Origin of the sequence: Mesorhizobium sp. M0136 (genome assembly GCF_040322515.1) — a bacterium.
Classification (GTDB): Bacteria; Pseudomonadota; Alphaproteobacteria; order Rhizobiales; family Rhizobiaceae; genus Mesorhizobium.
On sequence record NZ_JAMYTP010000037.1, the window covers coordinates 1 to 13,096 of the forward strand.

Genomic DNA, 13,096 nt, shown 5'->3' on the forward strand with positions numbered 1-13,096 from the left:
GTCATCCGCAAACCGGTGCACCAAATGCCGCGTCAGCGGCTTCGTTCAATCCCCTTCGATTCCGTCAAATCAGGAACCGCTCTAGCCGTCAGCCTCGGCAGTCCGTAATAAATCCGTGATCGGGTGAAACATCGCTTAGGCTGGCGACGTATTGGGAGGAGAAGAGATCTGACAGGCCGCGGCGAACGCGCGGCCGGAGGGAACAACAGATGAAATCGCTTGCCAGAAACCAAGCCGCCGGAGCAGATACCGCCGCGCCGAGCGATGCGACGCTGATCTATCGCCAGTCACGCTGGACGCGGCTGACGCATTGGCTGTGGGCGATCGCGTTGTTCTTCATGCTGCTTTCCGGCCTGCAGATCTTCAACGCCCGCCCGCAGCTCTACATCGGCAAGGAGTCGGGCTTTGGCTACAACAACACCGTCTTCGCCATCGGCGCCGAGAATACCGCGACTGGCCCGCGCGGCTATACCGAAATCTTCGGCAAGCGCTTCGATACCACTGGCGTGCTCGGCTGGTCGGGTCCGGCCGGCCAGGAGACTTCCCGGGCTTTCCCGTCCTGGGCGACGATCCCTTCCTACTACGATCTCGGCACCGCGCGCGTCGTTCATTTCTTCTTTGCCTGGGTGCTGACCACCACGCTGCTGGTCTGGCTGGTCGCCAGCCTCATCAACGGCCATTTGCGCCGCGATCTTGCCCCGCGCCTCGATGATTTCAGGCGGCTGCCGCAAGACATTGTCGACCACGCCAGGTTCAGGTTTCACCACAGGCGCGAATACAACACCTTGCAGAAGATGGCTTATGGCGGTGTGCTGTTCGTGCTGCTGCCGCTGATGATCATCACCGGCCTTGCCATGTCGCCGAGCATGGATTCGGTGCTGCCGTTCCTGAACGATTTGCTCGGCGGCCGTCAGACGGCGCGCACCATTCATTTCACGGTGATGCTGCTGCTCGTCGCCTTCTTCATTATTCACATCCTGATGATCCTGGCAGCCGGTCCGATCAACGAGCTGCGCTCAATCATCACCGGCTGGTATCGAACCGACCCGCCGGCGCATGCCGACAATGCGCCAGAGAGGAGTGCCTGACATGGCGAAATTCGAGATCAGCCCCAAGCTACAGATAAGCCGAAGAAAGTTCCTGACCTCGGCCAGCCTCGGCCTTTCCGGCATCATGCTGTCGGGCTGCGACGCCTTCGACAGCCAGCTTGGCGTCGGCGACAGCCTGCGCAGCTTCCTCGAAAGCGCCAATGGCCTGACCTGGCGGGCGCAGCGACTGCTTGCCGGCACTGATGCGCTGGCGCCGGAATTCACCGAGGCCGACATTCGCCAGCCGCAGCGGCCGAACGGCGTCACCGCACCCGACGACGATTTCTACAAGGGCCTGCTCGCCAGCGATTTCGCCGACTGGCGGCTGGAGGTTTCCGGCCTTGTCGAAAAGCCGCTGTCGCTGACCCGCGAGCAGCTGATGAACATGCCGAGCCGCACCCAGATCACCCGCCACGACTGCGTCGAAGGCTGGAGCTGCATTGCCAAATGGACCGGCACGCCGCTGTCGCTGGTGCTCGACCAGGCCGTGGTCAAGCCGCAGGCGCGCTATGTCATGTTCCACTGCCTCGATACGATCGACCGCAGCCTTGCCGGCGATATCAAATATTACGGCTCGATCGACCTGATCGATGCCCGTCATCCGCAGACGATCCTTGCCTATGGCCTCAACGGCAAGCCGCTGCCGGTCGAGAACGGCGCGCCGCTGCGCGTCCGCGTCGAGCGCCAGCTCGGCTACAAGATGCCGAAATACCTCTACAAGATCGAGTTGGTCGACGGCTTCGCCAATATCGGCGGCGGCAGAGGCGGCTATTGGGAGGACAATGGCTACGACTGGTACGGCGGCATCTGACTGAAACCTGATCTCAGTTTCACCTAAACTAACTGTCGTCGTCGCTGTCGTCGCCGTCGCTCCGCAGGGCCGGATTCAGGTCGGGATTATCGTCCGGGGTGACGAGCTTCCCAAGCCCGTGCGGTCCTTGGTAGTTGCCGTGGGTATCGAAGTTGGGATTGCCCTGATTGTCGAATTGCGGCGTCGGATCAATCGATTGGTCGTAACGGCGCGGGCGCGGCTTCGGATAGTAATTATCGGAATGATGGCGATGCGAATTGCTGTTGTCGAGAATGGCGCCTACCACGCCGCCGACGATAATGGCTGCGGCGAGGTCGCCAGCAGAGGGGTTACGGTTGGGGCCGGCGACCGCGAATTCGGCCGAGCAACCATTGTCGACCCAGATGCCGCCGCCGTCATAGCCCCAGCTTCTACCGTATACGCAACGCGCCTTCGATAGACGGGAGGTCAACTGCACGCCACGTCGCGTATCGACCCCGCAATAGGAATAACGGTAATCGGCGCTGGAGCAGACCACGCGTTTTGCCCCCGCAGCCTGCGCTGCCGCCGGCAGCAACGAAAGCTTCGCCGGGTTGCCCAGGATGCAACCCAGGAACATCATCGAACCGGTAACCGCCATCCGTGCCGACATCGCAACTCTCCATCAGGGTCCGCTATCGACAGAATGGCACCTCTGTGTAAGTCTGGACAACCGGACGGGCTCAGTGAGGTTATATTAATGCGCGCTAAGATTATCGCCACTATTATACTTGCCCTTTCTGCATGGTTGGCGTTGTCGCTGCTGCCAGCCCGGGCGGACGACAGCCTCAAGCGCATCATCGATCAGAAGATACTGACGGTCGGCGTCGCGCTTAATCCGCCATGGATCCTCAAGAAGGCCGACGGAAAGTTCGCCGGCTATGATGTCGACCTGACCAGTGCGCTGGCGTCCGATCTCGGCGTCGACCTGAAGCTGGTCGAGGTGCCATGGAACGACCTCAAGACGCGATTGCTCAAGGGTGATTTCGACATGATCGCGGCGGGCTACGCCAGCACGCCGGAACGCGCACGCGAGGTGGTGTTCTCCGACCAGACCGGTACCGCCGATATCCGCATGGTGGCGACGATCGCCAGCCTTGGGAAAAGGCCGGGCAAGGCACTTGCGGCGCCGGGCTACAAGATCGCCGTGCTCTCCAACTCGACGGACGAAGCCGCCGCGAGGGAAGCATTCCCGAAAGCGGCCATCGTGTCATTCGACAATGCGGCCGATGTTTTCACCGCCGTCATCAGCGGACAAGCACAGGCGATGGTGGCGACATCGCCGACGCCGCAAATGGCCGCCAGGCTTTATGACGCCAGGCTCAAGCTGGTGGGCGGCCCGCTGTTGCGGACGCCGGAAGCGTTTGCCATGCGGCCGGACGATGTCCGCCTCATCCAATACGTCAACAACTGGATCGGCGCGCGCACCGCCGACGGCACCATAGGCGGCGTTCGCCGCTACTGGTTCGGCAGCTTCAAATGGATGTCGCGCTTCGAGACAGCCAAGCCCGAGCCCGCAAAACAATAGGGTCGCGACCTGTTCGCGACGAGGTAGCGAAGACTTGCCAGTAAAAATGTCGCTGGCAGGTGACAAGGTGTCGTCCACGGGCTATGGATGACGAGTCGAGGGCTCCTGACCGAGTCCTACCTGTTTGCGGGAGAGAGCAGCGAGAGCTGCCGCCGAAGGGGAAATCGCCCGAAATCTCTCAGGCAAAAGAACCGTAGACGGGAAAGACACTCTGGAAAGTCGGGGCTTGCCCCCGCGCCGAAGGTGTAAGCGCTGCCGACAGAGTTACGGGGCGCGAGTCTCTCAGGCTTCAGACAGAGGGGCACGGACTGGTCGCCATTCGCGGCCGCTTGCGTGCGACTCTGGAGATGACATGACGGGCGACGACACCAAACACCTTCCCCTCGAAGATCTGCATATGGCAGCCGGTGCGCGCTTTGGCGCCTTCGCCGGCTGGTCGATGCCGCTGACCTACCCGGCCGGCGTAATGAAGGAGCACCTGCACAGCCGCGAGCATGCCGGCCTGTTCGACATCTCGCACATGAAGCTGTTCGAAATCAGCGGTCCGGGGGCAGCAGCGCTTCTGAACCGCGCCTGCCCGTTCGATGCCGGCGCGCTTGAGGTTTCCCAGTCCAAATATACGTTCTTCCTTAACGAGGCCGCCGGCATTCTGGACGATCTGATCGTCACCAGGCTTGGCGCCGAGCGCTTCATGATGGTCGCCAATGCCGGCAATGCCGCCGCCGACGAAAAGCATCTGCGCGCACTGGCCAACAATTTCGAAGCAGAGGGCGATTTCGACGTGAAGGTGGACGCACTCGACCGCGTCTTCCTTGCCATCCAGGGCCCCGAAGCGTGGGCTGCCCTTTCCCGCGTCGGCATCGAGACGGGTTCGCTGGTGTTCATGCACGGTATCGAGCCGCGCGAAAACTGGTTCATGAGCCGGTCTGGCTATACTGGCGAAGACGGCTTCGAGATCGGCCTGCCGGAAGCGGATGCGCGAAACCTCGTCACCAGGCTGCTCGAGGACGAGCGGGTGATGTGGGTCGGCCTTGCTGCCCGCGACAGCCTGCGGCTCGAAGCCGGGCTGTGCCTGCACGGGCTGGACATCACGCCGGAGATCGATCCGGCCAGCGCCGGGCTGATGTGGGCGATCCCCAAGGAGGTTCGCGCCTCTGGCGCCTTCATCGGCGCCGATGCGCTGCGCGCCATCGTGGAGCGCGGCCCGGCGCAAAAACGCGTCGGCCTGAAGCCGGAAGGCCGCCAGCCGGTGCGCGCCGGTGCTGCCCTTTTCGATGCCGACGGCAACCCTGCCGGCCACGTCACCTCCGGCGGCTTCGGCCCCTCGGCCGGTCATCCGGTCGCCATGGGCTACGTCCAGACACCGCTTGCCAAATCCGGCGCAAAACTGTTCGCCGATGTCCGCGGGACGAAAATCCCGGTCGACATCCACCCCTTGCCCTTCACGCCCCATCGCTACCGCAAAGGATGATTTCAATGGCAAAGACCTATTTCACCGAAGATCACGAATGGCTGCGCGTCGAGGGCGGCATCGCCACCGTCGGCATCACCGATTACGCGCAGGAGCAGCTCGGCGATCTCGTATTTGTTGAACTGCCGGAGCCAGGGAAAAAGCTGGCCAAGGGCGATACGGCCGTGGTGGTCGAATCGGTCAAGGCGGCTTCGGACGTCTACGCACCGGTCGACGGCGAGATCACCGAGGCCAACACCTCGCTGTCATCGGATCCTTCGCTCGTCAATTCGGCGGCAACCGGCGACGGCTGGCTGTGGAAGATGAAGCTGGCCAATGAGAGCCAGCTCGACGAGCTCCTCGATGAAGCCGCTTACAAAGCCCATATTGGTTGATAGCAGGACCAGGAAGATGACCGCAGCACCCTACCCCTTCTCGGCTCGCCATATCGGCCCGGGCCTCCATGACGTCAGAGCCATGCTGGCGACGATCGGCGTTCCTTCGGTCGAGACCCTGATCAGTCAGGCAGTGCCGAAGTCGATCCGGCTCGACCGGCCGCTGGCCCTGCCCGCCCCCGCAAGCGAAGCGGAAGCGCTGACCGAGCTCGCGGCGACGATGGCAAGGAACACAGTGCTGAAGAGCTTCATCGGCACCGGCTATCATGGCGTCCATGTGCCGCCGGTGATCCAGCGCAACCTGTTCGAGAACCCGGCCTGGTATACCGCCTACACGCCTTACCAGGCCGAGATCAGCCAGGGCCGGCTGGAAATGCTATTCAACTTCCAGACGCTGGTGACAGAATTGACCGGCCTGCCGGTGGCATCGGCCTCGCTGCTCGACGAGGCGACGGCGGTGGCCGAAGCGGTCGGCATTGCGCTGCGCCATCATCGCGACAAGCGCACCAAGGTGGCACTGGCCGGCACGCCGCACCCGCAGACGCTGGACGTCGTGCGCACCCGCGCCGAGCCCCTCGGCATCGAGGTGGACGGCGAGGTGATCGACGACAACACCGCCGCCCTGCTGGTCTCCTGGCCCGATACATTCGGCGTCTACGGCAATCACAAGGCAGCCATCGACAAGGCCCATGCCGCCGGCGCGCTGGTCGTCTTCATCGCCGACCCGCTTGGCTTGACGCTGACCGATGCGCCGGCCAGGCTTGGCGCCGACATCGCCGTCGGCCCGATGCAGCGTTTTGGCGTGCCGATGGGCTTTGGCGGGCCGCACGCCGCCTATTGCGCGGTCTCCGACAGGCTGACGCGGCTGATGCCCGGCCGGCTCGTTGGCCAGTCGACGGATAGCAAGGGCCGTCCCGGTTATCGCCTGGCTTTGCAGACACGCGAGCAGCATATCCGCCGCGACAAGGCGACCTCCAACATCTGCACCGCACAGGCGCTGCTCGCCAACATGGCGACGGCCTACGCGATCTGGCATGGCCCTGCCGGGCTGCAGGCGATTGCCGGCCGCGTCCACACGCTGGCCAACCGCCTGGCTGCCGGCCTCAAGGCAGCGGGCGTTTCGGTGGTCGGCGAAAGCCGGTTCGACACGGTGGCTGTGGAAGTGAAGGGCAGAGCCGGCGCGATTGCCGCCGCCGCAGAAAAGACGGGCCGCCTGTTGCGCGTCATCGACGCCGACCATGTCGGCATCAGCTTCGACGAGACCTCCACCGAAGCCGATCTGGAGGCGATCGCAGCACTTTTCGGCGCCAAGGCCGGCGTTGCCGCCGGCAGTTCCATGCCAGGAAAACCGCGCGGCAAGGAGTTCCTCACCCAGCCCGTGTTCCGCGAAAACCACTCGGAAACCGACATGATGCGCTTCCTGCGCCGGCTGGCCGACAAGGACCTGGCGCTTGACCGCGCCATGATCCCGCTCGGCTCCTGCACCATGAAGCTCAACGCCGCCGCCGAAATGATGCCAGTGAGCTGGCCTGATGTCGCCAACCTGCATCCCTTCGCGCCGGCAAACCATTCGATAGGCTATCGCGCCATGATCGACGAGCTGGAAGGCTGGTTGGCGGAGATCACCGGCTTCGACGCGGTGACCCTGCAGCCCAATGCCGGCAGCCAGGGCGAATATGCCGGGCTGCTCGCCATTCGCCGCTATCATCTGTCACGTGGCGAAGGCCATCGCACCGTCTGCCTGATCCCCTCCTCGGCGCATGGCACCAATCCGGCAAGTGCGGCCATGGCCGGCATGAGCGTCGTCGTCGTGCGCTGCACCGAGGACGGCAATATCGACATGGACGACCTGCAGGCCAAGGCGGCCGAGCATGCGCACAATCTCGCGGCGCTGATGTTCACCTATCCTTCGACGCATGGCGTCTTCGAGGAAGGCGCGCGCGACCTCTGCGCCCTCGTCCACAGCCATGGCGGCCAGGTCTATTTCGACGGCGCCAACCTCAACGCGCTGGTCGGCCTCGCCCGTCCCGGCGATATCGGCGCCGATGTCTGCCACATGAACCTGCACAAGACCTTCTGCATCCCGCATGGCGGCGGCGGCCCGGGCGTCGGCCCGATCGGCGTCAAGGCGCATCTGAAGCCGCATCTGCCCGGCCACGTCACCGAGGGCTCGGTCCATGCCGTGGCGGCGGCACCGTTCGGCAGCGCCTCGATCCTGCCGATCACCTGGATGTATATTCGCATGATGGGCGCTTCCGGCCTGAAGCAGGCGACCGAGACGGCGATCATCTCCGCCAACTACGTGGCGACGCGGCTTGGCGAGCATTTCCCCCTGCTTTACAAGGGGCGCAACGGACGCGTCGCGCATGAATGCATCCTCGACACCCGCGTGCTCAAGGACAGCGCCGGCATCAGCGTCGACGATATCGCCAAGCGGCTGATCGACTATGGCTTCCACGCGCCGACCATGTCGTTCCCGGTCGCTGGCACGCTGATGGTGGAGCCGACCGAATCCGAGCCCAAGCGCGAGCTGGATCGTTTCTGCGAGGCCATGATCGCCATAGGCGGCGAGGCAGCCAAGGTGGCGAACGGCGAATGGCCGTTGGCCGACAATCCTCTGGTCAACGCTCCGCACACCGCCGCCGAGGCATTGGCCGGCCAATGGACTCATCCCTATTCGCGTCTGGAGGCGGCCTACCCCGCCGGCGATGCCGATACGGCGGCAAAGTACTGGCCGCCGGTGTCACGCATCGACAATGTCGCCGGCGACCGCAACCTTGTCTGCTCCTGCCCGCCGCTGTCGGAATATCTGGGTGCGGCGGAATAGATCATGATTCCGAAAAGTGGAATCCGGTTTTCCGACAAGATCATGGGTCTAACAAGAAGCTAGAAACCCCAATCAGGCAGAACGCAAGGCCGGCCCGTCGGCCTTGCTCGCCCGGTCCCGAACGACCACGCGATTTCGCCCGGCGCGCTTTGCCGCATAGAGTGCTGCGTCGGCTTCGGCCAGCACATCGTCGAGACCGGTTTCGTTTGTTCCGCCAAAGCCGATGCCGCCGCTGACTGTGCTTCGCAACGGACCAAGTTGTGTGGCCACGACTTCCGTGCCGAAGGCGACGCTGATCTTGCTCGCAATGTCATAGGCCTTCTCTTCCGGCATCCGCGACATGACGAGCACGAACTCCTCGCCGCCCAACCGGAACGCGTCGACGCCGGTCCTGGCGTATTTCCTGATGACGGCGGCAAAGCGGCGCAGAACCTGGTCGCCGACCGGATGACCGAAAACGTCGTTCGTCCTCTTGAAATGGTCGAGGTCGAACATGGCGACGGACATGAACGGACCGAAGACCCGCTCGCCGTAGAGTGCCGTCAACGCCCGCCGGTTCATAAGCCCGGTCAATGGATCGGTCATCGTCTCGGCCTTCAATTCGATCTGCGCCTGCAAATGGTGCAGGGAGAGCGTCAATGCGCCGAGCCCGGTCATGCAGGCGACAGCCACGACGGAATTCACCCGCTCGGCCCAATTGTCGGGCGCAACACCCAGCACCCATTGCCCCTTGACCAGCAGGACCGCGCCGCAAAGTCCGAACGACAGCGCACAGACGCCGCTCAGGAACGAGACGACCAGCAATATCCGTCGATCGTGACCACCCTCAATCCAGAACATCACCCCGATGAGCGAGAGCAGCGCCGTTACCGTCGCGTAGGTGACGATGAAGCCGACACCATCAAACCCGAGATACGTCGCGCCCGCGCAAACAGCCATCGCAACCAAGGTCGGCAAGATGGCGCGCCTGTAATCGCCTATGCCGAGATATTGCATGGCCGACAGGCAGATAATCAGGAAACCGAGGCTGAGAGGCGCAAGCACGATCTGGCAAAGCCAGAGGCTTGGATCCCTGGTGTAATGCCAGAACAACACCACATGTGCGACGAGCACGAGAATGCCGCACGCTACCGTCAGCACAAAGCGTGCCTGTGGCGCGCTGAACCAGATCGCAAACATGGTGATGCTGAGGCACGTGCCCGACAGCGCCGCCGCGAGCAGGAGCGAACTGTAATCCAACATGCGTACGCGACAGCCTCGTGAGGGTTCCGCTGCATTCTAGGTCAGCGACAGTCCGCAAATACCGTTTTTTCAGCCAGTCTTCCGGCGTAACCTTCGGACAAGGTATACAAAGCGTCGATGCTCCAAGCTTCGACCCCATTTCCGCCGCTTGGCTGTCGAATGGTTTTGCAGTAAGAGGCTCTATCCTCGAACGTAACAGGAACCTCCGTCGCCTGCCCGCGAAAAGCGTGGCAGTATCGGGTGGTGATTCGCAGCATCGGAATCCAGGACCGGCATGGACGACAACAACGATCTTTTCGCCAAATTGGACAAGCAGCCGCAACCGGCTCGCGCCGCCGCGCGCCCGGCCGATCCGCTGGTGCAGGCGGCGAAGCGGCCGGCGCCCCGCGACGCCAGCGAGAGTTACAGTGCCGCCGACATCGAGGTGCTGGAGGGGCTGGAGCCGGTGCGCCGCCGCCCGGGCATGTACATTGGCGGCACCGACGACAAGGCGATGCACCATCTGTTCGCCGAGGTCATCGACAACTCGATGGACGAGGCGGTCGCAGGCCATGCGACCTTCATCGATGTCGAGCTTTCCGCCGACGGATATCTGTCAGTCACCGACAACGGCCGCGGCATTCCGGTCGATCCCCACCCTAAATTCAAGAAGCCGGCGCTTGAACTCATCATGACGACGCTGCATTCAGGCGGCAAGTTCGACAGTAAGGTTTACGAGACGTCCGGCGGCCTGCACGGTGTCGGCGTTTCCGTCGTCAACGCGCTGTCCGACCATCTCGAGGTCGAGGTCGCGATTGGGCGCAAGCTCTATCGCCAGCGCTTCTCACGAGGCGTTCCGGTGACCGGCCTTGAGCAGCTCGGCGACGTGCATAACCGGCGCGGCACGAAGATCCGCTTCCATCCAGACGAGCAGATTTTCGGCAAGGGTGCTGCTTTCGAGCCGGCGCGGCTCTACCGCATGGCGCGGTCAAAGGCTTATCTGTTCGGCGGTGTCGAAATCCGCTGGACTTGCGATCCCTCCCTGATCAGGGAAAAGGACACGACGCCGGCCAAGGCCGAATTCCATTTTCCGGGCGGCCTCAAGGATTATCTGAAAGCCTCGCTCGGCGACGAATTCCAGGTCACCCGTGAGATGTTCGCCGGCAAGAGCGACAAGCAGGGCGGTCACGGTTCGCTCGAATGGGCCGTGACCTGGTTCGGCGGCGACGGTTTTATCAATTCCTATTGCAACACCATTCCGACCGCCGAAGGCGGCACGCATGAGGCCGGCTTCCGCAACGTCCTGACGCGCGGCTTGCGCGCTTATGCCGACCTGGTCGGCAACAAGCGCGCTTCGATCGTCACATCCGAGGATGTGATGATCTCGGCGGCGGGCATGCTGTCGGTGTTCATCCGCGAACCGGAATTCGTCGGCCAGACCAAGGACAGGCTGGCAACGATAGAGGCGATCCGCATCGTCGAAAGCGCCATCCGCGACCCGTTCGACCACTGGCTGGCGGACAATCCGCAGGAGGCCTCGAAACTGCTCGAATGGGTGATCGCGCGCGCCGACGAACGGGTGCGCCGCCGCCAGGAAAAGGAAGTGTCGCGCAAGAGTGCGGTGCGCAAGCTGCGCCTGCCCGGCAAGCTCGCCGACTGCACGCAGAATGCCGCCGCCGGCGCCGAGCTCTTTATCGTCGAGGGCGATTCGGCCGGCGGTTCGGCAAAGCAGGCGCGCGACCGCGCCAGCCAGGCGGTGCTGCCGCTGCGCGGCAAGATCCTCAACGTCGCCAGTGCCGGCAGCGACAAGCTTGCCGGCAACCAGCAGATATCCGACCTGATCCAGGCCTTGGGCTGCGGCACGCGCTCGAAATATCGCGACGAGGACCTGCGTTACGACCGGGTCATCATCATGACCGATGCCGACGTCGACGGCGCCCATATCGCCTCGCTGCTGATCACCTTCTTCTACCAGGAGATGCCGAGCCTGGTTCGCGGCGGCCATCTCTACCTGGCGGTGCCGCCGCTTTATTCGATCCGCCAAGGCGGCAAGGTCGGCTATGCCCGCGACGACACGCATAAGGACGAACTCCTGCGCACCGAATTCACCGGGCGCGGCAAGGTCGAAATCGGCCGCTTCAAGGGGCTGGGCGAAATGATGGCCGCCCAGCTCAAGGAAACCACCATGGACCCGAAAAAGCGTACGCTGCTCAGGGTCGATGTGATCGACGCCGAGGCGGCGACCAAGGATGCTGTCGACGCACTGATGGGCACCAAGCCCGAGGCCCGCTTCCGCTTCATCCAGGAACGCGCGGAATTCGCCGAGACGGAAGTGCTGGATATCTGAGCGTCTTCTGCCAGGTGAGCCACAGAGGACGGTTGTTGCGATCCGGATATTTTCGCGAAGGACGAGGCCTGGAACGGGTTCAGCGTTTACGGAAACGCCGAACCGCTCCCTCTTTGTCTTGACGCAATTCCGGACGGAAACCGTTTCACACTTTTGCTTTAGGCAGCCGCGATCGCCAGCGCGTGCCCGCGCGCGTTCTCGCGCAACGCGTCGAGATGGATCGACTTGACCAGCCCGGCGAGATCGCCCGCGGCGGACTGCCCGCCCAATTCCTTCAGCATCAACCAGCTGACTTCCTGCACGCCGGCGAGGCGTTTGCCATTGGCGACCTCGCGCCAGACCTTCAGCGCGCGCAGGATGATGGCGTGAGTGGCGGCGGCAAGCCCGGCGCTGCGGAACAGTGCCTGCAGTGCCACGTCATGGCCGCCGGCCAGCAGTGCTCTCACCCGTTGTTCGGATTGCTGGCTGAGCGCGACCAGGGCCGAACCAAAGAAGTCGACCTTGCCGTGCGCGATGGTGCGGATGACGAAGCTTGCGGTCAGGTCACCGCGCAGACGCAGATGTTCGACAAGCGCTGTATGTTCCTCGGCACGCGTGCCTTCGATCAATGTCACGGAAGCTTTGACGCAGGCATCCCGCGTGACGCGCTCGGCTCTTGCGGCGCCCATCAGCGCCAGCACCAGCGGCGAGCCCTTGAGCGTCTCGCCTACTTTGACCAGCAGCAAATGCCGACAATCGGCGGGCAGGCGCGCGTCGGCAATCAGCGCCTCGCGTACCAGAGGCAGATGGCCGTGCCGCTCGGCCATGCGCCGAAAGCTGATCGATGCGATGTCGGCGCCGCTGTTGGCGAGCAGCGTGGTGCAGGCCTCCGGCTCGCCGATCTCGGCGATCGCCGCCGCAACCGACATCGACACCCGCGGCCGGTCGGCGATCACCTTCTGCGTCGCTTTCTGGCCGCCGGCAACCCGATCAATCAGGTCGGCATCAGTAAGCAGTGGCGACCGCGCCAGCACCAGGGCTGCGACTTCCGGCTGGTCCGAGGCCAGCGCGCTGACGATCTGCGGCGGCGCATGATGGCTCATGGAAAGCGCGTCGGCGATCGCCAGTCGCACCTTCGACGATGCGTCATCGAGCAGCAATGTCAGTGCCGCCTCCGCAGCGCAGCGGTCCTCGAAAGGCAGGTCCGAATCGACATAGGCGCGAGCAAGTGCGCTTGCCGCTGCAACGCGCTCCGACACCTTCGCCGTGTGGATCCATTTCAGGAAATGCGAAACGACCATGTCGCCTGCTTACGCCCTTTGCCAGAACGCTTCTGGCCCCTGTCGCGACCGTAGGCACAAATGGTTTACGAACGGTTCACCATGTTCGTTAACTGGCTTGCGAGCCCGGTATGCAACGCCTATCAACCCTT

General features: G+C 63.5%; 10 protein-coding genes and 1 riboswitch. Of the genes, 7 read left to right on the forward strand and 3 right to left on the reverse strand.

Features of this window, described 5'->3' with window-relative positions; genetic code table 11:
• The first annotated feature begins 209 nt into the window (after nucleotides 1-209).
• Both NKJ35_RS28545 and NKJ35_RS28550 read left to right on the forward strand, forming a co-directional pair.
• Nucleotides 210-1,088, forward strand: coding sequence for a cytochrome b/b6 domain-containing protein (locus NKJ35_RS28545; protein ID WP_352650873.1), 879 nt, complete (start codon nucleotides 210-212; stop codon nucleotides 1,086-1,088).
• A gap of 1 nt (nucleotide 1,089) precedes the next feature.
• Nucleotides 1,090-1,899: a molybdopterin-binding protein gene (locus NKJ35_RS28550; RefSeq protein ID WP_352650874.1), complete on the forward strand. Its 810-nt coding sequence runs from the start codon at nucleotides 1,090-1,092 to the stop codon at nucleotides 1,897-1,899.
• A 28-nt stretch (nucleotides 1,900-1,927) separates the two neighbouring features.
• Here NKJ35_RS28550 and NKJ35_RS28555 read toward each other — a convergent pair whose 3' ends face one another.
• Nucleotides 1,928-2,530 (reverse strand): DUF3011 domain-containing protein, encoded by a 603-nt coding sequence (locus NKJ35_RS28555; protein WP_352650875.1) that lies wholly within the window; start codon nucleotides 2,528-2,530, stop codon nucleotides 1,928-1,930.
• Nucleotides 2,531-2,617: 87 nt separating this feature from the next.
• On the opposite strand from NKJ35_RS28555, the gene NKJ35_RS28560 reads away from it, so the two are divergent.
• The 4 genes from NKJ35_RS28560 (at nucleotide 2,618) to gcvP (ending at nucleotide 8,117) form a co-directional block, all read left to right on the forward strand.
• Nucleotides 2,618-3,445 carry a transporter substrate-binding domain-containing protein gene (locus NKJ35_RS28560; protein ID WP_352650877.1) on the forward strand — a complete coding sequence of 276 codons (828 nt, stop codon included), beginning with the start codon at nucleotides 2,618-2,620 and terminating at the stop codon, nucleotides 3,443-3,445.
• Between the two features lie 117 nt (nucleotides 3,446-3,562).
• Nucleotides 3,563-3,649: riboswitch (glycine riboswitch) on the forward strand.
• Between the two features lie 148 nt (nucleotides 3,650-3,797).
• Nucleotides 3,798-4,916 carry a glycine cleavage system aminomethyltransferase GcvT gene (gcvT, locus tag NKJ35_RS28565; RefSeq protein WP_352650879.1) on the forward strand — a complete coding sequence of 373 codons (1,119 nt, stop codon included), beginning with the start codon at nucleotides 3,798-3,800 and terminating at the stop codon, nucleotides 4,914-4,916.
• Nucleotides 4,917-4,921: 5 nt separating this feature from the next.
• Nucleotides 4,922-5,290 (forward strand): glycine cleavage system protein GcvH, encoded by a 369-nt coding sequence (gcvH, locus tag NKJ35_RS28570; protein ID WP_352650881.1) that lies wholly within the window; start codon nucleotides 4,922-4,924, stop codon nucleotides 5,288-5,290.
• A 16-nt stretch (nucleotides 5,291-5,306) separates the two neighbouring features.
• A complete protein-coding gene (gene gcvP / locus NKJ35_RS28575; RefSeq protein WP_352650883.1) occupies nucleotides 5,307-8,117 on the forward strand; it encodes an aminomethyl-transferring glycine dehydrogenase in 2,811 nt (936 codons plus the stop codon).
• 72 nt (nucleotides 8,118-8,189) lie between these two features.
• On the opposite strand, the gene NKJ35_RS28580 is transcribed toward gcvP, so the two are convergent.
• The gene (locus NKJ35_RS28580) at nucleotides 8,190-9,359 is read right to left on the reverse strand and encodes a GGDEF domain-containing protein (protein WP_352650885.1); all 1,170 of its coding nucleotides are present in this window, start codon (nucleotides 9,357-9,359) and stop codon (nucleotides 8,190-8,192) included.
• A 274-nt stretch (nucleotides 9,360-9,633) separates the two neighbouring features.
• On the opposite strand from NKJ35_RS28580, the gene parE reads away from it, so the two are divergent.
• Nucleotides 9,634-11,685: a DNA topoisomerase IV subunit B gene (parE, locus tag NKJ35_RS28585; RefSeq protein WP_352650887.1), complete on the forward strand. Its 2,052-nt coding sequence runs from the start codon at nucleotides 9,634-9,636 to the stop codon at nucleotides 11,683-11,685.
• Nucleotides 11,686-11,843: 158 nt separating this feature from the next.
• Here the strand turns inward: parE and NKJ35_RS28590 are convergent, their stop codons facing one another.
• Nucleotides 11,844-12,965, reverse strand: coding sequence for a DUF2336 domain-containing protein (locus NKJ35_RS28590; RefSeq protein WP_352650888.1), 1,122 nt, complete (start codon nucleotides 12,963-12,965; stop codon nucleotides 11,844-11,846).
• Between the last annotated feature and the right edge of the window lie 131 nt (nucleotides 12,966-13,096).

What these genes read in the sequence shown, in the direction of transcription:
- NKJ35_RS28550 (WP_352650874.1), top strand. Translation starts at nt 1,090, where the DNA reads ATGGCGAAATTCGAGATCAGCCCCAAGCTACAGATAAGCCGAAGAAAG.
- parE (WP_352650887.1), top strand. Translation starts at nt 9,634, where the DNA reads ATGGACGACAACAACGATCTTTTCGCCAAATTGGACAAGCAGCCGCAA.
- gcvP (WP_352650883.1), top strand. Translation starts at nt 5,307, where the DNA reads ATGACCGCAGCACCCTACCCCTTCTCGGCTCGCCATATCGGCCCGGGC.
- NKJ35_RS28545 (WP_352650873.1), top strand. Translation starts at nt 210, where the DNA reads ATGAAATCGCTTGCCAGAAACCAAGCCGCCGGAGCAGATACCGCCGCG.
- gcvH (WP_352650881.1), top strand. Translation starts at nt 4,922, where the DNA reads ATGGCAAAGACCTATTTCACCGAAGATCACGAATGGCTGCGCGTCGAG.
- NKJ35_RS28560 (WP_352650877.1), top strand. Translation starts at nt 2,618, where the DNA reads ATGCGCGCTAAGATTATCGCCACTATTATACTTGCCCTTTCTGCATGG.
- NKJ35_RS28555 (WP_352650875.1), bottom strand. Translation starts at nt 2,530, where the DNA reads ATGTCGGCACGGATGGCGGTTACCGGTTCGATGATGTTCCTGGGTTGC.
- gcvT (WP_352650879.1), top strand. Translation starts at nt 3,798, where the DNA reads ATGACGGGCGACGACACCAAACACCTTCCCCTCGAAGATCTGCATATG.
- NKJ35_RS28580 (WP_352650885.1), bottom strand. Translation starts at nt 9,359, where the DNA reads ATGTTGGATTACAGTTCGCTCCTGCTCGCGGCGGCGCTGTCGGGCACG.
- NKJ35_RS28590 (WP_352650888.1), bottom strand. Translation starts at nt 12,965, where the DNA reads ATGGTCGTTTCGCATTTCCTGAAATGGATCCACACGGCGAAGGTGTCG.